The organism is Paenibacillus sp. Dod16, from assembly GCF_049893405.1.
Lineage (GTDB): Bacteria > Bacillota > Bacilli > Paenibacillales > Paenibacillaceae > Paenibacillus_AQ.
Genome location: NZ_JBNDYG010000070.1, coordinates 25,692 through 47,194 on the forward strand (window position 1 = coordinate 25,692; position 21,503 = coordinate 47,194).

Annotated in this window: 15 protein-coding genes and 1 pseudogene; all 16 read right to left on the reverse strand. The window is 52.7% G+C overall.

The window, feature by feature from the left end; all coding sequences use genetic code 11:
• Position 1 precedes the first annotated feature (1 nt).
• The 16 genes and pseudogenes from ACPV3A_RS34645 to ACPV3A_RS34720 all read right to left on the reverse strand — a co-directional run bounded on the left by ACPV3A_RS34645 (position 2) and on the right by ACPV3A_RS34720 (position 21,089).
• Complete coding sequence (locus tag ACPV3A_RS34645; protein WP_426204345.1) at positions 2-1,510, reverse strand: hypothetical protein; 1,509 nt, start codon at positions 1,508-1,510, stop codon at positions 2-4.
• The gene (locus ACPV3A_RS34650) at positions 1,497-1,772 is read right to left on the reverse strand and encodes an acyl carrier protein (RefSeq protein WP_071220754.1); all 276 of its coding nucleotides are present in this window, start codon (positions 1,770-1,772) and stop codon (positions 1,497-1,499) included. The genes ACPV3A_RS34645 and ACPV3A_RS34650 overlap by 14 nt, the downstream gene beginning before the upstream one ends.
• A gap of 357 nt (positions 1,773-2,129) precedes the next feature.
• The gene (locus tag ACPV3A_RS34655) at positions 2,130-3,347 is read right to left on the reverse strand and encodes an MFS transporter (RefSeq protein WP_426204347.1); all 1,218 of its coding nucleotides are present in this window, start codon (positions 3,345-3,347) and stop codon (positions 2,130-2,132) included.
• Positions 3,348-3,484: 137 nt separating this feature from the next.
• Entirely contained in the window at positions 3,485-4,828 is a 1,344-nt protein-coding gene (locus tag ACPV3A_RS34660) for a CehA/McbA family metallohydrolase (protein ID WP_426204349.1), read from the reverse strand.
• 22 nt (positions 4,829-4,850) lie between these two features.
• Positions 4,851-5,717, reverse strand: a complete 867-nt coding sequence (locus ACPV3A_RS34665) for a carbohydrate ABC transporter permease (protein WP_426204351.1) — start codon at positions 5,715-5,717, stop codon at positions 4,851-4,853.
• Between the two features lie 8 nt (positions 5,718-5,725).
• Positions 5,726-6,511: an ABC transporter permease subunit gene (locus ACPV3A_RS34670; protein ID WP_426204353.1), complete on the reverse strand. Its 786-nt coding sequence runs from the start codon at positions 6,509-6,511 to the stop codon at positions 5,726-5,728.
• 67 nt (positions 6,512-6,578) lie between these two features.
• Positions 6,579-8,006, reverse strand: a complete 1,428-nt coding sequence (locus ACPV3A_RS34675; RefSeq protein WP_426204354.1) for an extracellular solute-binding protein — start codon at positions 8,004-8,006, stop codon at positions 6,579-6,581.
• 22 nt (positions 8,007-8,028) lie between these two features.
• Positions 8,029-9,042 carry a LacI family DNA-binding transcriptional regulator gene (locus tag ACPV3A_RS34680; RefSeq protein WP_339217787.1) on the reverse strand — a complete coding sequence of 338 codons (1,014 nt, stop codon included), beginning with the start codon at positions 9,040-9,042 and terminating at the stop codon, positions 8,029-8,031.
• Positions 9,043-9,244: 202 nt separating this feature from the next.
• A pseudogene (locus ACPV3A_RS34685) lies at positions 9,245-9,577 on the reverse strand (DUF6157 family protein).
• Positions 9,578-9,702: 125 nt separating this feature from the next.
• A complete protein-coding gene (locus ACPV3A_RS34690; protein ID WP_426204356.1) occupies positions 9,703-10,587 on the reverse strand; it encodes an NAD(P)-dependent oxidoreductase in 885 nt (294 codons plus the stop codon).
• Between the two features lie 53 nt (positions 10,588-10,640).
• On the reverse strand, positions 10,641-12,977 hold the full coding sequence (locus ACPV3A_RS34695; RefSeq protein ID WP_426204358.1) for a helix-turn-helix domain-containing protein: 2,337 nt from the start codon (positions 12,975-12,977) through the stop codon (positions 10,641-10,643).
• A 110-nt stretch (positions 12,978-13,087) separates the two neighbouring features.
• Positions 13,088-15,193 (reverse strand): hypothetical protein, encoded by a 2,106-nt coding sequence (locus ACPV3A_RS34700; RefSeq protein ID WP_426204360.1) that lies wholly within the window; start codon positions 15,191-15,193, stop codon positions 13,088-13,090.
• Between the two features lie 153 nt (positions 15,194-15,346).
• A complete protein-coding gene (locus tag ACPV3A_RS34705; protein WP_220684932.1) occupies positions 15,347-16,897 on the reverse strand; it encodes an extracellular solute-binding protein in 1,551 nt (516 codons plus the stop codon).
• Positions 16,898-17,044: 147 nt separating this feature from the next.
• The gene (locus tag ACPV3A_RS34710) at positions 17,045-17,926 is read right to left on the reverse strand and encodes a carbohydrate ABC transporter permease (RefSeq protein WP_426204362.1); all 882 of its coding nucleotides are present in this window, start codon (positions 17,924-17,926) and stop codon (positions 17,045-17,047) included.
• 69 nt (positions 17,927-17,995) lie between these two features.
• On the reverse strand, positions 17,996-18,985 hold the full coding sequence (locus tag ACPV3A_RS34715; protein WP_426204364.1) for an ABC transporter permease: 990 nt from the start codon (positions 18,983-18,985) through the stop codon (positions 17,996-17,998).
• Positions 18,972-21,089: a family 10 glycosylhydrolase gene (locus ACPV3A_RS34720; RefSeq protein ID WP_426204366.1), complete on the reverse strand. Its 2,118-nt coding sequence runs from the start codon at positions 21,087-21,089 to the stop codon at positions 18,972-18,974. The genes ACPV3A_RS34715 and ACPV3A_RS34720 overlap by 14 nt, the downstream gene beginning before the upstream one ends.
• Positions 21,090-21,503 lie beyond the last annotated feature (414 nt).

Below are 21,503 nucleotides of genomic sequence, written 5' to 3' on the forward strand. Positions count from 1 at the left end.
TTTAGTTGTACACTTTAACGGACAAGTCGGCGAGCACCTGCCGCAGGCTTTCGACCAGTTGGCTGCGGTGTCTGTCGTCACAGCCCACCACCGATACATACAGCCGCCCCTTCGGTACGCCTCGGTTGTTCTGTGCTCCTTCGGCGATACGGCGCCGGTTCAGAATCTCGTTCACCATGACGGTATTGGATGATAGCGGTACGATCCCGTAATCCCCGGGCGTTGTCAACAAAAGACCGGATTCGCGTAGAGCCTGCAGGAGTTTCCCGAATGTGAAGCCTTCCGGAAGACCGAGAGAGAAAAACGTAAGCCAGCCGGTATGGCCGTATGGTTCCGACCATTTATCGAGATAGGCGTTAATCAGTCCCATGGACTTGCGGGCATTGATCTCCACAATGGAAACGACTTCTCCGTCTTCCAGTATCATGGAGTCAAAGCAGACGAAGCCGTGATAGCCGTCCTCGACCAAAGCCCGGAGCGCTTTCTCCATCACGGTAAAATAACCGGCGTTCTCAAGCATGCCGATAAAAGCTTCATCGGCTTTGATAGACCCGCTGTAGTTTTGCTGGTGATTCATCATCCGCTGTACGGAGATGAACTCCGTCTTTCCATTCTCCCGGATGAACCAGTGGGAACTGAAGTCGGTCACCTTTGGCAGCAAGGGCTCCTGCAGGAATTGAACCCGCAATCCGCTCCCCTCCTGTTTATGCAGATGCTCCGCGATCCTTCGCTGCATGGCTTCGCTGTCGATGAGCAGGTTGCCCTTGCCCGAAACACCGAAAGGGTCTTTCAGCAAATATGGCCCTCGTTTCAGAAGGGCAGTTCCAATTACCTCTATTTCCGCAGCGCTGTTTGCCTCCACGCCGCAGCTTTTCTCGCCAATTCTAGTCAGAAGCCTGCTCGAGTATATTTTGGAGTTCACACGTACAACCGTCTCCATGTCCGGTAATGAATTAAACGGTTCGGCAGCATGAAGGTAAGTTTCCGTTTCTGCTGTAATAGCGTAGGGCGATAAAATGTGTGCGGCGTTGGAGAACAAAGTCTCATCCGGTGATTGCCTTTGCCGTAAATCGTTAGCGGCATATATGGAAGGGATCGATTCCGGCAAGGCCACACCCTTTGAATAACCGGCAGTCTGCAGCATCCTGTTTGCCGGAAAAAGATCCTGGGCTTGTTCGGCTGCAAGGCTGAACATACACTGTTTGAACACGTCCGATCCTGGTAAAGGTTTATCCTCTTCGTTCAAATCAAAGTGGTAACGGGTCCGAAAAGAAAAACCCAGTCCGTTCAGGTATTCGTGCAGCGCAGGATCGATTTTGCAACGCGTGTAAAGGACGTCGTCCGGCCCGCAAAATGGAAAAAGCAGCTCGTCCATACATAGGACAATCGATTCTCGGTCCTTATCGGGCATCGCGGGCAGCCGGGCCAGCGCCGGATCCCTCCAGCGCGTTTCGGGATCGAAGGTACCCATCGCGATTTTCGGAATCACACCAGGTTCATGGTTTGACATCTTCGTACAGAGGCTGCTCCTGCGATTGGCAGCTTTTCAGGAAAGTGATAAATGTGTCGATCGACTGGAGGTGTTCGTAATCGAATTGGTCATAGTCAATGACCACGTTTAACTGATCTTCGACTTTGAGCATAAACTGGATCATTTGCAGAGAATCGAGGCCTATATCGTTGTTTAGATCCGTTTCGGGGGACAGGCTTTGGCGGAGTTCCGGTTGGTCTTCCTTGATAGAGCACAAAATGTCTACGATTTTATCGTACATGACTACACTCCTTTAAAGGGTTGATATACGAGGTACAACCGAATCCTTACGATTAGAGATTCCATATGAATACAAACTTCTTAGACGATTCCCTCCTTTTTCCATAGTTACAATTATTATCTTCCCGGTGTTAAAATCTGTCAACCAAAAATATAACTGGATTCGATAGAGTAAACATGGCCGAATGCTGCGCCCGATCTCACGATAAAAAGGAGCTGTAACCTCAAAAGGTCACTAGCTCCTTCTACTTATGACGTAGCATATGCGTTACAGTGCCTTGGCAACAGGAAACCAGCCTGGGACACTATTTTAATGTTTCGTTTTGGTATGTCCATTTTCTGTCCAGGCATTGTAGCTTTAATCCGTCGCGGCCTCTTGCTCTTTCGGAAGCGGCATGCCCGCTTCAACCAAGCGTTTGTTGCGTGCGAAGAACACAGTAAGCACGAGTATAAACAGTCCGGTACCGACCAGCAGCCATTCAATTTTGACCACGTCGGCAAGCGGTCCGAATATCAGCATCCCGATGGGCATCATGGAAGTCGAGATCATCCCGAAGACACCGAATATTCGTCCCAAATAATTTTCGTCCACCTTCTCCTGCAGCATGACGGTGGTCGGCGTATTAAATATGGGCATCGCTACTCCGAACACGGCCATGATGGCTAAGTAAATCCAGAATACAGGGACAATGCCGAGCGCAAAGGTGGAAACCGCCATGATGAGGCTGGCAATCGCCATCGTGTACACTTTATTTTTGAAGCCGCCCCATGACGCGATGATCCCTCCTCCTGCCATCATGCCGACGGAAAACGCGATCTCGATTGCCGTCAAGCGCCATACGTCGTCACCGAAGCTGCGGGTAACCTGCAGCGGAGTCAGAAAGGCAGCTGGTGCCATAAGCACAAAGAAAATAGCGAAGAAGATAAAAAAGGATTTTAAAAAGGCATGCTGTTTAATATATGCCAAGCCCTCCTTGAAGTCGTCCAGGTTTTTGAGAAAGACAAACAAGGTGAATATCGCGATCGCAGCCGTAACGACGTCGATAAAAAAGATCACCTCGATCGTTGCCATGGTAAGCAAAGCCGCGCTGACAATGGGCGCTACGAACATAGTAAGCGCTTGTAAGCTGCCGTTGATGCCGTTAACTTTGGTTAGCTTCTCTTGCGGCACGATTTGAGGCAATATCGCTCCGACCGCCGGTGTTTGAATGCCTGCCCCGAGTGCGCGTACGGCAGAAATGACGAACAGCAGCCAAACCGCTTGGTAGCCAAGCATAAACGTAATGGCCAATATCAGCGTAACCACCGCGATCATAGCATCCGCAATCATAATGAGTGATTTACGGTTGTAGCGGTCCGCCCAAACGCCTGCAAACGGCGACAGCAAAAACGTCGGAATGAATCCGCAAATAATATACAGCGTCATCATGAGGCCTGACTGCGTAGTCAGTGTAATGTACCACATGATGGCATATTGCACCAAGGCAGAACCAAACAGCGACAGTGTCTGGCTGCTTAAGAAGAGAATGATCTTTCTCTTCCAATGGATTTTCTTGTCATCTACGATTTCTGACATCGTCCCACCCTTTCGTGTATGATCTTAGGCGAATTATACTCATTTTAACTTAAAATGAAATGCGATATTTCTTCTTAATTGCTCATTTTATCGATTTATAATTCGCCTCAATGGATCGGCACGATTGGACAATGGCTTCAGACGGACTGAAACATGCTGTAACCCTCGTGATTCGATGATCGCGTATCTTCTTTTGAAGCAAAATTAATGGGGTTTGTCAGTGCCGCCATCGACAAGCCGTCGGCCAGATCGAGATTCCGCCAAATTTCAGCCCGCAAAAATCTCCTATGCATGGCGTTAACCATCAGTGTAACGCCTCCTTCCGAGTCAACAGAAGTTTCCTCCTCGAGACCGCGCTCGCTGTACAGACGAATCCGATCGCCCGGAATCAAATCATCCAGTTGAACGACCACCTCGTGATCGGCGTGCCCATAGGGCACTTCATCACCAATCCCGTATTCACCGCACTGAAGGGTGGCAAAGGGGCCGTCTGGCGAATAAGTGATAACGACATGGCCTTCCGCAATACCGTTCAGCACGCCTTCCACCGTTTTTTCATCGGTCCAGACCCATACGCATGGCATCGCATGCTTCACATATGAGTCCGGTCGATGCACATCGCTTCCCCCTACGGCTACCAGACGTCTTCCGGTAACGAGCTGCTCCTGCCACCAAGAAAGCGCGCGTCTGTTGTGCTCTCTCCAAGGGCCGTTCCAAATTTCTACCCAGTCGTAATCCACATCGAAATCCCATTCCCACGGGCAGTTATCGCAGTGCGTATGGTTGAGTACAATCTTAGCTCCCCGTTCGCGGGCGACTCGAAACTTCTCGTGCACATCGGATATTCCCGTTACGCGAAAATCATCCATGGGGTTCGTCACGCCGAGAAAATTACTATGACCATAATTCGTCGTAAACTCCGTACCCGGTATCATCAGTACCGAGGTCCCGCGGGGATACGCAAGGTTTTGGCTGTTCGTATTGTGATCGGTCATGGCTATAAAATCGCAGCCCAAACTCTCCATCATGGCCGCATTCTCTTCGAGGGTATAAGTGCCGTCGCTATGAACGCTATGCGTGTGAAGATCTCCCTTCAGCCAGCGCGATGTCCTGAAGGTAAACTCGATTTCGATCGTGACCGTACAACCCTGAGCGGGAACCTTGTATGCGTTATGGAGAATAGCCCAATCTCCTGGGGCGAACCGTCCATGCAGGTATCCTGGAGTCGCTTGATTCAGACCGATGCTAAATTCATGACGTGCCCCTCCGCTCCAGCCTCTTACTCTCTCGGCGTCCCGGATCCCTAAATCAATGACGGCTTTTGCGGCTTCATCGCCGTGGGATTCCACCTGATAGCTCACGTGGATTTCTTCGACACGCTCCGGCATTTGAAACGGTACTTCGATGTACGTACTTTGTTCTGAATGCTCAATATATCGTTTGAAAGCTAATGTGTTCGTCCGCTCGATTCGTTTAGTCATACGACTGCCTCCTCAATTCTGCTTATTCTTTATTTGCGCCGACAAACATTCCTTTAACAAAATACTTTTGCACATACGGATAGATGATGATTAGCGGAAGAAGCGCAATGACGATCCCTGCCATTCTGACATTGGTCGTGATAAGAAAATTGCTYGAGGTCGAATCGGTATCGACAATGAGCGATTTCAACGCGATCTGCAGCGTATATTTGGACGAGTCATTTATATACAGGAGGGCTGGCGTGAATTGGTTCCAGCGGCTGACAAATTCAAACAGCGTAACTGTTGCCAGCCCTGCTCTCGCAAGCGGCAAGTACATCGTAAAGAAAATCCGAAGATCCCCGGCTCCGTCGATCCGCGCCGATTCCGACATCTCGTAAGGGACGCTCAAAAAGAAATTTCGCATGAGCATGACGCTGAAGCCGGATACGAAGCCGGAAAGTATGAGTGAGGACAACGTGTTCAGGAGTCCTAAATCCTGATTCACGATATACAGCGGGATCATGATCGCCTCGCTCGGAATCATCATCGTTAACAGGATCGCGGATAACATCCACTTTTTTCCGGGAAGCCCTTTTTGAATCAGCACATAGCCTGCCATAGAACTTAGGAACACATGACCTACGGTACCGACAACGGTCACAATGACATTGTTCGTAAATGGCAAATAAAGCTTCATGCGGTTCCATACCGTGGAGAATCCCTCCAGGCTGAATTCCTTAGGCCACAGTACGATCCCGGGCTGCATGGAAGCAAAATTCGATGAAAATGCAAGCGCAAGCGTATTTAAAAAAGGGATAACCATGGTTGAAACGAGCAGAAGGAGGAACAGAATATTGACCGCATCAAACACACGGCCCGGCAAGCTGATTTTATTCGTTGGTTTCATATACCGACTCACCCTTCATCGTAGCGGATCACCGCTCTTGTTACGTACGTTAGCGCGAATGTTGCCATAATCACCAGGAAGCCGGCCGCCGTAGCAGGTCCAACGCTAAATTCCAATATCCCCTTTTGGTAGGTGTACATCATAATGACATCGACTTTATTGGCAATGGCGCCGTTACTCATCACGAATATTTGATCAAACAAACGCAGGATTCCCAAAACGTTCAACATAATGACCACTTTCATGGTGGAGCGAAGCATCGGAATCGTTACATATCGTATCCTTTGCCAGCGACTGGCTCCGTCCATGCTCGCAGCCTCATACAGCGATGGATTGATGTTTACGATGGCGGCCAGGTACATAATGCAGGTATACCCCATTTCCTTCCAGCCAGAAGTCAGGATCATGACGGAGCGGGCATAACGGTCCGAAGACAGGAACCCGACCGGCTGACCGCCAAAGAGCTGGATGATTTGGTTCACGATGCCCGTATCCGGAGACAGCAGTAGAATCCACATCCCGCCTACGACAACCCAAGAGAATAAATGAGGTAAATAGACGATCATCTGGGTCATTTTTTTGAACCAGGCTGAAGCCCCTTCATTTAAAGCCGGATCCTTTAGCACACTCAGATAGTTATCGATGCCGATGAAAGGACGATCTCCGATAAGCCGGTAATCTTGAATGCTGATAACAAGTCCTCGGGCAAGCGGATAAAAGGAAAAGATGAGGAAGTAGGCCAGGATAGGAAGCATCATAAAATATAGGGTTTTGTATTTGAATATGGCTTTCACGGAATTTCGCCCCCTTATTAAAAAAATAAAGAAGGGCGCGGCCGCCATCACCGCCCCTCCTCATGCTTTAATCGATAAGTCCGCCTGCTTTAAGCTCTTCTCGCATTTTCTTTACAGCGTCGGCAGCCGGCATTTCGCCCATGATCGCTTTGAAGGAATATTCATTGATAATCTTCTCGGCATTCGCCCAATTCGGAGGCGTTAATTCCAAGGAAGCGTATTGATCGACGAGATCCTGCGCTTCCTGGACGCCCGGCAGTTTACCGAAAGGCGGTTCGACGTTGCGGTTATACCAGAAAGGAACGCCATGGTCGGAAGCATGCTCTTTACCGGTTTGGGTCAGTTCGTATTTGCCGTTGTCAACCGTGTAATCCACATCCTTTATGCCTAAACTGCCCAGCGTGATACCTTCCTCGGAATGCCACCATTCAATGAATTCAAAGGCTGTTTTCGGATGCTCCGCATTGACGGGAATAACCCACACATCCGGATCGCCTTTGCGCAGCATGTGGTTGCCGTTTGCGTCGGCTGCACCAGGCAAGCCCTTCGCTTCGAATTTCGTATTCGGATCTTGTTCGTGGCGCGTATTGTTCAGCATGCCTACCCAAGCGTCCCAGTACGTAATCATGCCGACACGGTCGGTCAGGAACAGGTCTCGCATTTTACCGGTGTCATTCGTGGTAAAGTTCGGATCCAGAATGCCTTCCTCAAACAGCTCGTTCAGCCATTCATAAACCGGGATGGCCGCATCCGTAGAATATGGAACGTCCAGCTTGCCGTCCGCCGTTTCCACATACCGTTGTTTCAAGCCCGCTGCGCTGAAGAAGCCCTGCAGTTCATACATGCCGGCCGTGCTGAGTCCGTACGTGTCTTTTTTGCCGTTTCCGTCCGGATCTTGTTCGGTGAACGCTTTGAGGACGTTATAATAATCGTCCAGCGTTGCAGGCTCCGGCAGGTTTAATTTGTCCAGCCAGTCCTTGCGAACGATCGGCATCGTTCCTCCCTGGTACTTGGTGAACACGCCGTAGATCTGGCCATCCTTCGTCTTTACTTGTTCCCACTCATTCGCGGGAATGACGTTTGGATCCGACAGCACCTTGGAGGCGTTCACTTGATCGGTCAGCGGCGTAAGAATTCCTTGTTCAACGAAGGTGGACATCTTCTCTTTGCTGATTTGCAGCAGGTCGAATTTTTCTCCGGAAGCGATCGCTGCAAGCAGCTTCTGGTCATAGTCAGCAGCCGGCTTGTTCATCGTTACCTTGATGCCGGTTAGACGCTCGATTTCCTGCTCGAACTGCGTATTCTCTTCAGGCGTTTTGCCGCCGATGACCCCCGTCATGATTTTGAGGGTGCGTTCTTCTTTCGATGCAGCTTGCGATGCGGCATTGCTGCCCTCCTGATTACTGCTGCCTGGACTCGGGGAACAGCCCGCAAGCATCCCACCGAACAGAGATACAGCCATGATCGCGATCATGAATTTGTTTCGTTTAACCAAGCTAACCACTCCTTATTCGTCATTAGGAAAGAACCTTGCAGGAATCCCTCACTACCAGCTGTGCGGGGATAATGATTTGCCTGTGGACACGTTTATCGCTTATTTTCTCGATCAACAGCTTGGCTGCTTCAGCTCCAAGCGTCTCTGCCGACAACTCCACGGATGTCAGCTTTGGATTCATATCTTGAGCTAAAATCGCATCATTGCTGAGGGCGATGACCGATAGCTGTTCCGGCACCTCAATATCCAGCTCCCTGGCTGCCCTCAGCACGCCAAGAGCTACTCTGTCCGTATCGGTAATGATTGCCGTATAATTCATGTTTCCATAGGTATTCATGATGGACATGTATCCGTATTCCGTACCGTTGGCATGCAGCCTGTGGTTGTAGTACATCACGTACTCTTCGCGCATCGGCAGACCGTACTGGCGATAAGCTTCCAATAAGCCATGTTTTCGATCATAGGACACGGTCATATCGGAGGCTGCATTCAGGAAGAGGATGGATTGATGTCCTCCTTGAAGCAAATAATCTCCTACCTGATGAGCCACTTTCGTGTTGTTATTATCCACGTAGCTGATCGAATCGTCATATGGATCCGACCGACCCACCAGCACAAGAGGTGTGCCCATCATCAGATACCGTTGGATGCGTAAATCATTCTTTCGCGGGTTTAGCAGAATGACGCCATCGACAGGATCCTGCGAATACATCGTAGGATCCTCCTGCTCGGGTAAAGTGTCGAGCACTAAGCGGTAGCCCTGCTTGGAGCATTCCTTGATGACACCGTTAATCAACTGAGTATCGAAGGCCGTCATCGTCCCATCAGGCGGGAGAGGGATCTTGAGGCCGATGCTCATCGTCCTCTTGATCGCGAGGCTTCGGGCCAGATGATTCGGGAAATATCCCAGCTCTTGGGCTACCTCTAGTACCCGCTCCGTCACTTGATGGCTGATCGGCCTTTTTTTGCTGAACACACTGGATACGGTCCCCTTGGATACACCAGCCCTCTTGGCAACGTCATCAATGGTAGCCATCTATGGTTGTTCCTTTCTCTAGCAAATTCTCATTGCCTGCCGGATCATTAAACCGGTTTAATAACCCTACGCCATTGATTGTAAAAAAGAATAATTTAATAGAATGCAGGTTTTTGTTAATTAAAAATTAAAATCTCTGCTCGATGAAGGATGCTGCTCTCGTTTTTCCCGACAAACCAAAAAAAGTCGCCAACTAGGCGACTTAGTATACATGTAATTGATGAGACCCAACGCTATCGAGTGCGGGTTGAGCGTCATGATGAATACCCCAGCCATAACGCTTGCCCAAGGACGAGGTTCGGAATCAAGGCTGCCCTTTGGAGAAGAACTTCTCGCGTGCGGTTGCTCTTTCCTTCTTCGAGATTTGATTGCGCTCCGCAAACACTTCGAATAACACATCCTCTTGCGTGTATCGGTAAGGGTGATTCGACAGCATCTCATACTGAACTATCGGTATGGTCTTAGACAGGTCTTGAAGACCGTTGACTTTATCATGATAAGTTTCCTTATGTCCCGAAATTAATAACAGCCTCAATCTGTCCTACCGGAGAAATCGAGACTGTTATGTTCTATTGCGACTTTTCGTACCCGTTTGTTCTTTGGCATCATGCGCATGTTATGGTCCTTTAAGGACTTAGATCAGTAAAAAGAATCTGAATCTCACTCACCCGTATAATATCTAATCAAAGCCTGCGTGCCTTTATCCTCAAATCCCTTCTCTGCCAGCTGGCGGTACAACGATTCGGCGAGGCATAAGCCCGGCGTAACCAAGTTCATTCCCTTAGCGGATTCCAGCGCGATTCCCATATCCTTGATGAAATGCTTGATATAGAATCCCGGCTCCAGATTCCCGGCAATCATGCGCGGAGCCAGATTGCTAAGCGACCAGCTGCCCGCCGCTCCGCCCTCGATGCTCTTGAGCACGGTTTCGGGATCAAGCCCGGCGCTCTCCGCATAGGCCAGCGCCTCGCAGACTCCTATCATGTTAGAGGCAATGGCGATCTGGTTGCACATCTTCGTATGCTGGCCAGCGCCGGCTTGTCCTTGATGAACGATATTGCTTCCCATCGTTGACAGCAGCGGCTGCACCGCCTTGAAGTCTCCCTCTTCCCCGCCGATCATAATGGACAGCCTCGCTTCACGTGCACCCACGTCACCGCCGGAGACCGGAGCATCGATAGCATGGAGCCCTTTCGACGAGGCGGCTTCATAGATGCGGCGGGCAAGCAGCGGACTGGACGTCGTCATATCGATCAGATATGCCCCTTCCCTGGCATGCGCCACCAGCCCTTCCGGCTCTAAATAGAGTTCCTCGACATCCTTCGGGTAGCCCACCATCGTAATGATTACGTCGCAGGCCTGCGCCAGCTTGGCCGGGGTATCGTGCCAAGTCGCGCCGTCCGACACCAGCCGCTCCGCCTTGGAGGCGGTTCGCGTGTAAACGTGCAGTGCGTAGCCGGCTTTCTGAATATGCCCTGCCATACTGTGGCCCATTACGCCCAAGCCGATAAACCCTACGGTCGTTTGTTTCGGTGCGATTGTCATTATGTGATCCTCTCCTTTTTCTGTATAAGCCTAAGCCTGTATAATTGGTTTTCCTATCTTACCGACAGTCGATACTGCCGCGGAGACATCTGCAGAAAACGCTGAAAGGCCCGGTTCAGGTTCCGTTCGGAATAACCGACGATTTCGGCAATCTCCATGACCGTGTAATCCGTGTCCTTGAGCAGCTGCTTCGCCTTCTGCACTTTGGAGTTCATGACGTATTCGACAAAGGATACGCCCATCTCTTTCTTGAACAGCCGGCTGAGGTACGACGGGCTCACCCCCACCAGCTCGGCACAGTCCGCCAGTGAATGAGCACCATCGGGATGACGGCTGATATGGCCGCATACCCGCTGAACGATCAGGCGGGTGGAGCGGGTACGCAGGTCATGACTTATTTCCTGGTATAGCGGGAACAGGGCGCCGATGAACCAGTCATGCATTTCGCGTGAGGTCTGGTTCTCCTTCAGTTGGTCGAACAGATTACCTCCCAGCAACTCCAGCACGCCGGGACCTTTCTCCTCCATCGACTGGACAATGGCCGAGAGCAGCACGTAATAGCTCTGGAAGGTCACGTTGTACGACTCCGACACCCGAATCCGCCGGGAAAATTCATGCAGCGACGCCTCAGCCTGCGGCAGATCCCCATTCCACAAATATTCGATCATCTCCGATTCGATGTCTTTCGGATACATGAACACGGGATTACGCTCGATACGGATCATGTCTTCATAGAACAGTACGGTATCCGCATCATGGAACAGACGATATTGCAGAGCAAGCTGCGCCTCCTTATAGGATTCTGCCGCCCGACTCAATGTTCCAGTATTGCCGATGCCGATGGACGCGGAAAAAGAAAGATAGCGCGCCAGCGACTGACTGACGGATTCCGCATAACATGCGAGGAGGCTGCGGAGCTCCTGGGAGGAAACCCCGGGCTCTCCCGGCCTCAGGAGCGCCACAGCTTCCCGGTCCTCCCGGTCCACCACGTAACCCTCCAACTGCCGGTTGTTTGCCAGCAGCTCGGACATGACGTTTTTGACCGCAAACACGATGACCGGGCCTTCGTTAGGCAAAAATCGCTTTTTTACCGGATTCTCGACTTTCACCACTATCGTGGCATATGGTCCGCTCATCGGAATCATGTACTTCACGCACCCCTCCTCCAGCGTGCCGGACCGCCACGAGCTTCCGGACAGCAGCAAACGCTGCAGGAACCGTTCCCGTAAATCCGGTTGAATTTTTCGAATGTAGCTGTTCAGGGATTCCGCCTGCTCGTTCAAGTAGCTAAGGGAGGAGCGGATGTACTCGATTTCATTCTCTTTGACGGAGCTATCCGCCCCGCTCCTGCCGTTTCTTCTCAAATGCTCCCCGTAACGAAGGAGCTGCTGGATCGGATTGTACGCTATTTTGGACGAGAACCAGGTGAGCAATACCGCGATCAGCATGAAGACGGACACCGACATGACGATCAGCACGCGGATCCACCTCAATTGCTCGATCATCTCCCGCTCCGGCATCCGGGACACATATAGACGGCCCATGGAGGTCTTGTAAAAGGCGACCAGTTCCTTGCCGTCCTCCCCGGTCAGCACGTCATGGCCGGACGTTTCCCCGCTCTCTACCAGAGATACCAAAATGGGGTCTTCTTCCGCGGCTTTGCCGATCTCGCTGCGTCCATCCGTATGCAGCAGGACCCGGTGATCGGAGTCCAGAATGGCCAGCGACTGCTCCTCCAGGGAAAGGGTATAGTTGTTCAAAAGGCTGCGAAGCGATTCCTCTTTCACTTGTATCAAGATGGTGCCTCTCGGTTGCCCCAGCACCATAACGGGAAGATGGCGGACGTAAGAGACGTATCCGTTCTCCGTCGACTTCGGGAGGTGCATCCACCTCGCTCCGCCTTCCCTCGCCACGGCTTGCTCGATATCTTCTTTTCCCTTGTACCCGTCCAGGTGGACCAGGCCATAGGAATGCGACAGCAGCAGCCGGTGCCGAACATCGTAAAACAGGATGTCTTCGATCAGGTTATTCGTATTTTTGTGCAGCTGAAACAGCTTGAGCATATCCAATTGCTGCATGTAGTCCGTCTCATATTCGGGATTTTCCAGCGCGCTGCGAATCAGCGGACCGCTGGCAAGCTGAAGCGATTCATGCTCGATGCTTGTTATGATATTTTCGACGCGGTCCTTCAGCTGCATCAAGGACGCCATATTATTTTCCTGGAACTGGACCGTCAGCTTTTTCATGGAGAAATGGTAGTAGGCGCTTCCGGCTAGGATCACCGGAATTATAGCCGACAGGCATCCGAGCCAAATCAGACGCTTCAGATAGCGGTTCGCGGAGAACCAGCGGAGGAACGAGGTCTGAATATGCTGCCAAAGAGACTTCACGAATTTTCACCTCCGGTTCCCGCGGCAGGAACTGCCCTGCGGATCACTGTGCCATCCGCAACTCTCTACGGATGATCCTACACCTGTTATACTTCGTCCTCCCGCTTCCTCTATCCTTCCCCAACAGCGGTAACGGTGGGATTCAGCGGGATCCGAATGCACTCCCAAACCTCCAGCCGCGGCAGGGTGAAGTTCAATACGTCGTTCACTGCGAATCCTTCTATACAGCCTCCGCCGATCAACATCTCCAGTTTAAAGCCACTCCCTGTAGGCCATCTAGTCCCCGGTCTCAACCGGACCTCGATATTATGCAGAGGAATCGTCGCTGCAAGCGGCCTGCGGCCGGCTCCGTTCACGAAGTGGAGCAGCAGATCGCTGCCGCTTCGGAAGAGGGTCGCCTGCAGTCCAGGATACGGCGTTACCGACAGCTGCGGCTTCCCATCGAGCAAATGATCGATCGCGTTAGCCAGCAGCATCTCGTGTTCAGGCAGCTTGAATTCGCGAAGAAGCACACCCAGTGAGAACGTGAAATACATAGCGCGGCCGGCACCCCACGAATGCTCCAAAGCCAGCGGCAGATCGGTGCGGGAAACGGGCAGCGAAGCCCGCTCCGGCGGCGCTCCCACGCTTTCCGGTGGAGAAAACGGCGGCACCAGCGTCGCCAGTACCCGAACCGCTTCACTGTACGGCTGAACATAAGCGACATGGCCGCGGTGAGCGATCAGCGCGGTCCGTTCCATTCCCTGCTGCAGCGGATTGCCCTTCCCCCGCAGTTCCTCAAACCGCAAATACGAGGCCGTCAGGTATTCGCTTGCGAAGACTTCGGCCGAAATGCCGAGCAGATCATGGAGCGGCTTGACGCCGGCATCGGCGGCATCGGCGACAACGGAAGGAAGGGGACCTTCCGCAAGCAGCTGTCCGCCGCCATACACATAGCTACGCAAGTCATGGAGCAACAAAGGGGTGAATTCCGTTCCTTCAGGGGCCAACACCACCCGGTACCGGCTCAGATCCCAATCGTGCAGGCTCTGCGGGAGCAGTACGTCAAACGGGATTTGCCGGTTGATCAGCGTTTCGGCCCAGCTCTGCGCCTCGCCGCGCTCGTTCCAGAGCAGGGCGGTTTCCGCAGCCGATACGGCCCCGTCCATATAGGCATCCAGCTTGGCGGCATGATGATTCAGCTCGGCTACGGTTTTCAAAATCCGCTGGTCTTCGATCGTATCGGGTATGCCCGTGACGGAGTGCCAGATCTGACCGCCGTTGGCCGGAATTTGAGCCAGCCAGAAGCGGTATTCCGCTACCGGAAGCCCGGTATGGCGCCAGTCCATGCCCGGGCAGGAATGCACGATGCCAAACGGAGCCGGCCTGCCCGGAACCGACCGCCCCACCTTGATGCTGAGAGCCGGCTTCCAGAATTCAGGGATCCGAGCATGGCCGAGCGAGAGTACGTCCTGCGGCTCCGTGCACAGCATGTCAGTGATCTGAACGCGCTTCGACAGATTGTCGCGGTGGAGGTTGTAGTATAGAATCATGGGCACCTCCGGCCTCTCCCGCTTGATCAGGTCATACATCGCTTCCATATTGTCATCGAAGCATCTCGCCGCGAAATCCGGCTCCAGCTCCCGCGAGGAATCCGGCAATTCCTTGCCGTACTGCTCCGCGTATTTACGCCTGCATCGCTCGCATCGGCAGAACACATAACCGGGGTTGTTAAAAAAAATGCCATCGATCGGATACCGCGACAACGCTTCGCGGAGCACCGGAGCGGCGACATCCGCATTGCGGTAGCCGCCGTTGATGCAGGTGGACATCAAGAGCGGCCACGGTCCGGGCCGTTCAGCCCCGATGATCTCCGGGCGGCCGCCCTCCTTGCGGACGAACCATTCCGGCCTTCGGAGATACGCACTGTCACCCGCTTTGCTGAAGTCGAACCTGGCGATAAAGCGAAGGTCCTCACGGTGACAGGCTGTGATCAGCTCCCCGAGCAAATCGCGCCCCTCAGGGAGATATCCGTTCACGGTATGGTACGGAACCTGCGTGTCATACCAGGCATATATGCCGCCTGTATTGAAGACCATCGCATTCGCCCCCATCTCCTTCAGCTGCGCGGCAAGCCGGGGGGGGGCGATGCAGGCGGTATCCTGGACCTGCATATTGGGCTGGATGACGCGCAGCGGTTTGTGCCACCAGAAGCGTTCCTCATTAACCTTCGTCATTGCCTTACCTCCTTCCTCATTTCAAACTGGCAACAAACGGTCGATTCACAAGGCGGAGACAGCCGGTTTGAACAGAGACTTCAACGATGCTGTCTCCTCCCGTTCTCCAACATATCCGCTCCAAAATGCGAGACCGTCCGAGCCGACTGTCCGTTACTCCCCGTTGAACTGCTTGTATGCTTCGGCCATTTGTTGGTACGCTTCCTGAATGTCCGGCTGGTTGTTCAGCTGATCAACGTATGCGCGGAACTCCTCCATTGGAATATGCCCGACAATCGCCTTTGTCACCATGGAAGCATATTCGTCGCTATATTTAGGCCAGGTGCTGCGCCAGCCATCGGACGTGATGACGCGATAGTGGTCGATTTTTCCGATCTCGTCGTAATTTTCCACCTCTTTGATTTTGGCATCGTTAAAGGCTTTATCACCGGAAGCGCTGATCACCTTGCCCCACTTGGCATAAGCCAGTACGCCCGCTCCCTTGCTCGTCGTATTGACTTCTTTGACCCCTTGTTCCGTCAGCACCTTCTGCCCGTCCTTTTCGGTGTAATGGACGCCTTCAATGCCGTAATAGGCAAAATCGGTCATTTCCTGGGACGCCGTCTGGTCGAAATATTTGAGCAGCTGCTTCACCTTCTCCTCAGGCACCTTCTTGGAGATGTAGAACCCGCCGGCTACGCCGGTTTCCAGACCGACCGCATAATCCCCTTTCGGTCCCTTCAAGGTCACGTTCAGGATTTTGGCATCCGGCTGACCGGACTTCTTCATCGCCTGCTCCCATTCATGATCCCACCAGATCGGACGGCCATAGGAAGCAGCTCGGTTCGTCTTGAAGAGCTCCTCCGCCTGGCTTTCCTTCATGACCGCATATTCCTTGGACATCAGGCCATCTTCGTACAGACCGCGCAGCCATTCCACCATCTCGACGTACTGAGGCGTAAGGGACGGGCTCATCAGCCCTCCGTCATCGGTATAGGTCGGATTGTATACGCCGAAACCAGCCTGGAATGATGCGGGCGGGTTATTGATATATAGGAGACCTACCGTATCCTTCTTCCCGTTGCCGTCCAGATCGGCATCGACGATCTTCTTCAACGCTTCTTTATACTCGTCGAAATCGGTAGGGATCGGAATGTTCAGCTGCTTCAGCCAGTCCTCTCGTATTTTCAACCCGCCGTCGATCCTAGATCGGGACCGCGGCACCGCATAGATACTTCCCTCCACCGACAAATATTTCAGTGCATCTGGCGCAAGGTTACTTTTCAAGTTCGGATATTCGCTGAGATCCCCGAGGAAAGGGGTCAAATCCCAAAACGCGCCGTTCTGAATCGCCGTAATCAGCGTGGGACGGATCGGGTTCTGATAAGCCACGACCTCGGGCAAATCTCCGGAAGCCAGAAGTAAATCCAGCTTTGTGTCCAAATCGCCCGACGGCACCCATTCCACGTCCAGCTTGACGTTGGTACGGCGTTCCCATTCCTTCCAAAAATCATTATTCATGTCGGGGATTTCGTTATAGAGACCGGCAAACATTTTGATCGTCATCGGCTTGCCGCCCGTGTCTTCCGATTCCGGTCCCCCAGCCGTCTGCGGTTTCTCACCCGCCTGTTCGCCGCATCCGGCCAGCATGACGACAGTGATGAGGGCTGCGAGCCAGAACGTCCAGCATTTGTACGAGCTTCCCTTACTTGATGTAATTTTCATGTAAACCCCTCCTTATGGATGCTCATCATCCATCTATTGTTCTTGAAACAGAGTCCTGTCTCCTTCCCGCCTTTGCGGGAGGATAACGCTTTCAATCCAACCAGCCGCATATCCGATGCAGAGGGCGTCCATGCGCCGTTTCCTTCATCAGCCTTTGATGGAACCCAGCATCACTCCTTTGGCAAAATGCTTTTGCAGAAACGGGTAGACAACCAGGATTGGTACCATCGCGAGTACGATTGAGGCCATCCGGATGGTCTCCTGCGGCACCACATTTTCGTCGCTTGCCCCTGCCTGGGCCACCGCCACCGAATTGGAATCGATGACCAGTGTTTTAATCAACAGTTGTAGCGTCCACTTGCTAGAATCCGATAAGTAAATCAAGGCGTTAAAATAGGCGTTCCAATGCCCGACTGCAAAGAACAGGGTGAAGGTGGCGATCGCCGGCATCGACAGCGGAATAATCATCTGCAAAAACACGCCCATATCCGAGCAGCCGTCCATCTTCGCGGAATCCTCCAATTCGGATGGAAGCGAATCCAGGAAGCTTTTGATAACGATCAAGCTCCAGGCGTTGGTCAGGCCCGGCCAGATCATCGACCAGTAAGAATTCAACAGGCCTAGTTCCTTGACCAGCAGGTAGTTAGGCACGATGCCCGGACTGAACACCAACGTGAAGATGACGAGCCCCATTACCCAGCGGTTGCCAGGCATGGACCGTTTCGTCAGCGCGTAGGCCATCGTAAAGGACACGACGATGTTGAGCGCGGTACCGACGACCGTAATGAAAACGGTGCTCTTAAACGCATTCATAAAGCTATTGGTAGATAGAATGTACTTGTAGGACTCCAAGGACCACTGCTCGGGGAACAAATAAAATTTAAGCGGAACATAGACCTCGGGATCCGTAAAGGAAACGCTGAACACGTATAGAAACGGAAACAAGCATGCGACCGAGAACAAGGTGATTAGACTGTAGTTGACCCAATCGAACAAGCTTAGCCCTTTTTTTCGGATAACGAAGCTCACGCGGAATTCCCCCTTTCGTTTAGCATAATGGGTATACTGCAGACGCGGTGCAATCGGGTAATTGGAGGCTTAGTAAATCCCTTCATGGCCGAGCCGCTTTACGATTTTGTCGGCGGCCACGATCAGGACGAGCCCCACCAGCCCCTTGAACATGCCGACCGTCACCCCGATGCTTATCTTCCCTTGAAGAATGCCGTGTGTGTAGGAGTACGTATCGAACACCTCCGCCACCGAACGCACCAGCGGATTCATCATCAGCAAAATCTGCTCGAAGCCGGTGTCCGCCATGCTGCCCAGCCGAAGAATGAGCAAAATGATGATCGTTGGCCGGATGGCCGGAAGCGTGATATGCCAGATCTGTCGGAATCGGCCCGCCCCGTCTACGACGGCCGCTTCGTAGCGCTGGGGATCCACGCCCGCCATGGCCGCCAGGAAGATAATCGTTCCCCATCCGGCCTCTTTCCACATGCTTTGCGCCGTCAGCAGTCCCCAGAAGTAATTCGGATTGGACAGAAAGGAAACGGTATCCCTGCCGCTTTCGGCGATGAGTTTATTGATGATCCCCACGTCCGTCGACAACAGGAAGAACGTCATGCTGGCCACGACGACCCACGACAGGAAATGCGGCAGGTAAACTATGGACTGGTTCAGACGCTTGAAGCTCTCATGCCGGATTTCGTTCAGCATCAGGGCCAGCAAGATCGGCAGCGGAAAATGGAAGATCAGCGCAATCATATTGATCGCAAACGTATTCCGCAGCATGATATAGAAGTTGGAGCTCGAGAACAGATCCGCAAAGTGCTTAAATCCCGCCCATTCGCTTCCAGCAAAGCCGAGAAACGGATTATAATCCTTAAAGGCCAGGAGAAGCCCCCACATCGGCGCGATTTTGAACAGCAAGAAGAAGAGCAGCCCGGGCAGCAGTAGCAAATAAATGACGCGGTGCTTGACGATGCGGGATGCGAGACTGCCCGGGCGAAGCGTTAGGCCCGGCTTCATGACCCCGCCCGCCCCTTGTCCGGCTCCTTGGGCAGGTTTAGCAGATTTAAGCTTTGGCATCGCGGGAGATCAGCTCCTTTCGATCGCCGACAGGCACGGCCTGAAGCCAAATCGCTTCATAACGGCCGAGTTGCGGCAGCGTCACCGCCACGCGATCTTGCGAGGTTTCCACCAGCGCATCGGAATCGGCACGGAGCAGCCTGCCCCTCGCTTCCGTGTTTCTTGGCAGCCGCCACTTTTGCGGCCAAGACCACGAAGCATTCGCTGCAGCGGTTTCGTCCACACGATCAACGGTCAGTTCCACCTGAACATCATATAACGGGAGCGGATTCATAAAGGTCGTCCCGTTATATCCGGAGAGATTCAGCAGCTGAACCAGGCATCCGCCCTCCTTCAATCGGTGAATGAACAACTCTAGACATGGAGGCGCGTTCGTAGTAGCAACCCGATTCGGCAAGATATCATGTAGCACGTCCGCCATTACCTGCCTGTAGTCCTCAAACCCGTGACGATAGTAGAGCTCGCCGGGATTCCAAGGCATATACACGCCGATTCGGACCGTTCCCTCCTTGCCGACCCGCCTGTGCAGCGCCAAACCGTAATCTGTTCCGGTGCGGTGGCCGTAAGCTCGCTCCGGCGGCCCGAACGTGGACGGCTCGATGAATGGCAATCGGCACTCGGTCGTATCCGGGTCAAAGGCAACGCGGGCAAAGCTTCCTCCGGCGGCGATCCAGTCCCTGCCATGGGCAAATCCGGGGAAATGTGACTTGTCCGAAACGTCCAGATAAGCGCCCGGCTCCGATTGTTTCACGCCGGTGAACGAGGCCGCGAACCATTCCTTAAGCAGCTCCGGCTGCCGCTCCAGCGCCGTTCCCGATGCGACCAGCACCGCGCCGGCATCCATCGCCCGATTCAGCGCTCGCGCCGCCGCCACCGACAATTCCTGAACGCCGGGAAGAATAATTGCTCGCATATGCATTAGTTTGGACTCCATGGCCACCAGTTGTTCTTCCATCACCACGTCGAAGAGGACGTGCTCTTCCTTTAACATTTTAAACATACCGTGATACTCCGCTGCCGCTTCGGGGGCCGCTGGCTTGACGAGCACCGCTTCAGCCATGGAGCCGAGCTGTCCGAACAGCTCCTCGTGCTCCGCATGGTATCGGAAAATATCCTTCACCGTTTCGAAGCTTGCCTGGTCCGGGTATCCTTCGAATGCCCCGATGATGCAGAAATCCAGCCCCGATCCGCTTCCGATGCTTTGATATAAACGGATTGCATTTTCATTCTCGGATACTCCTGTGAACCGGTAGGTCAGGTCGATGGCGTTAATGCTGCAGTTGCTGATCAGCTTGTCATCCCAGCTGTCTTGTATAGACGCGACATTCTCCGAGGCTGAATACAGCCAAGGCGGGCCGCTCCTTGTCAGCGACGTATTCGATTCCTTGCGGACGATATCGACCCGGTGCGGGTGATACGTGCTGATGGCCACATTGGGCCGGAGCGACTTCACGAATCCGTGGATGCGCTCCAGTACTTCCCTTGCCGTCCGTTCCTGGAAGGAACGGTACAGCTCGTGCATCGGATGTTCGGGCCCGGTATACGCCAGCAAATCTTCGCCGGTCACTTCTCGAAACCGCAAGCGGCAGTTTGGGCAATAGCAAGGCCCATAGAAATTTCCGCTGTAATCCCAATGCTGGTAGCCGAACATATTGAAGAATATCCCGTCCACCGGATAACGCTCCAACACTTCTTGAATGCTCTCCAGCGACTTCACCTGCTGGTATTCTCCATTCAGACACGTATGAACGATGCCGTGATAATTGACCTCCCGCCCTTGCCGGTCCCGGTAAAACCATTCCGGATACCGCAACCACAACGATTCGTGCGCTTTACTGAAATCGAACCGCGCAATAAATCGCAATCCGTTAGCATGGGCTTTTTCCACCGCTTCCCCCAAAAGGTCCTTGGTTAAATAAGGCGTTACATATTGATGCATAAGCGATGATGGATAAAACGCAAATATGCCCCCGGCATTCATCATGAGCACATTCGCTTGAAACGACTTGAGTTCCCGAATCAAAAGATCCACATCCATATTGGCGTCCGTCTCGCGAAGATTATTTTGAATCAATCGGAGACGGTTCGTTGACCACCATTTCATCAGCATTCCCTCCTTTGCTTATGGTGTACGTCTACCATAATGGTGCTGAAGGCAGCAGAACAGGGACAATTCTTGCATGAACACGTAAGGAAAAATATGTCCGATTCGCGCATGGGGCGTAATCCAACGCGAGGTCCCTTATACCTGACAGTGCCGCGAAGTAAGGAGCAGGAGCTTATTGGTCATTTCTTGTTTTGCAGGAAAACCGCAATAAATGTCCCGTTCCAACATTTTCTGTATGGCGTATTATGCTTGCATGATCGATCGAGTTTACGGTTAAACATCCAAACGCTGAGTATGTTTTTCCTTTATACTCGTAACGAAAAAAAACTCACCCTAGGGTGAGTTCAGATTGTCGAGAAACCCTGTACTTTTTTCAAAGTACAGGGTTTCTCACATTTCAAATGGTCACTT

Coding starts and splice junctions, on each gene's coding strand:
- ACPV3A_RS34705 (WP_220684932.1), bottom strand. CDS start 16,897: ATGAAAATTACATCAAGTAAGGGAAGCTCGTACAAATGCTGGACGTTC.
- ACPV3A_RS34660 (WP_426204349.1), bottom strand. CDS start 4,828: ATGACTAAACGAATCGAGCGGACGAACACATTAGCTTTCAAACGATAT.
- ACPV3A_RS34690 (WP_426204356.1), bottom strand. CDS start 10,587: ATGACAATCGCACCGAAACAAACGACCGTAGGGTTTATCGGCTTGGGC.
- ACPV3A_RS34715 (WP_426204364.1), bottom strand. CDS start 18,985: ATGCCAAAGCTTAAATCTGCTAAACCTGCCCAAGGAGCCGGACAAGGG.
- ACPV3A_RS34680 (WP_339217787.1), bottom strand. CDS start 9,042: ATGGCTACCATTGATGACGTTGCCAAGAGGGCTGGTGTATCCAAGGGG.
- ACPV3A_RS34720 (WP_426204366.1), bottom strand. CDS start 21,089: ATGAAATGGTGGTCAACGAACCGTCTCCGATTGATTCAAAATAATCTT.
- ACPV3A_RS34650 (WP_071220754.1), bottom strand. CDS start 1,772: ATGTACGATAAAATCGTAGACATTTTGTGCTCTATCAAGGAAGACCAA.
- ACPV3A_RS34655 (WP_426204347.1), bottom strand. CDS start 3,347: ATGTCAGAAATCGTAGATGACAAGAAAATCCATTGGAAGAGAAAGATC.
- ACPV3A_RS34700 (WP_426204360.1), bottom strand. CDS start 15,193: ATGACGAAGGTTAATGAGGAACGCTTCTGGTGGCACAAACCGCTGCGC.
- ACPV3A_RS34645 (WP_426204345.1), bottom strand. CDS start 1,510: ATGTCAAACCATGAACCTGGTGTGATTCCGAAAATCGCGATGGGTACC.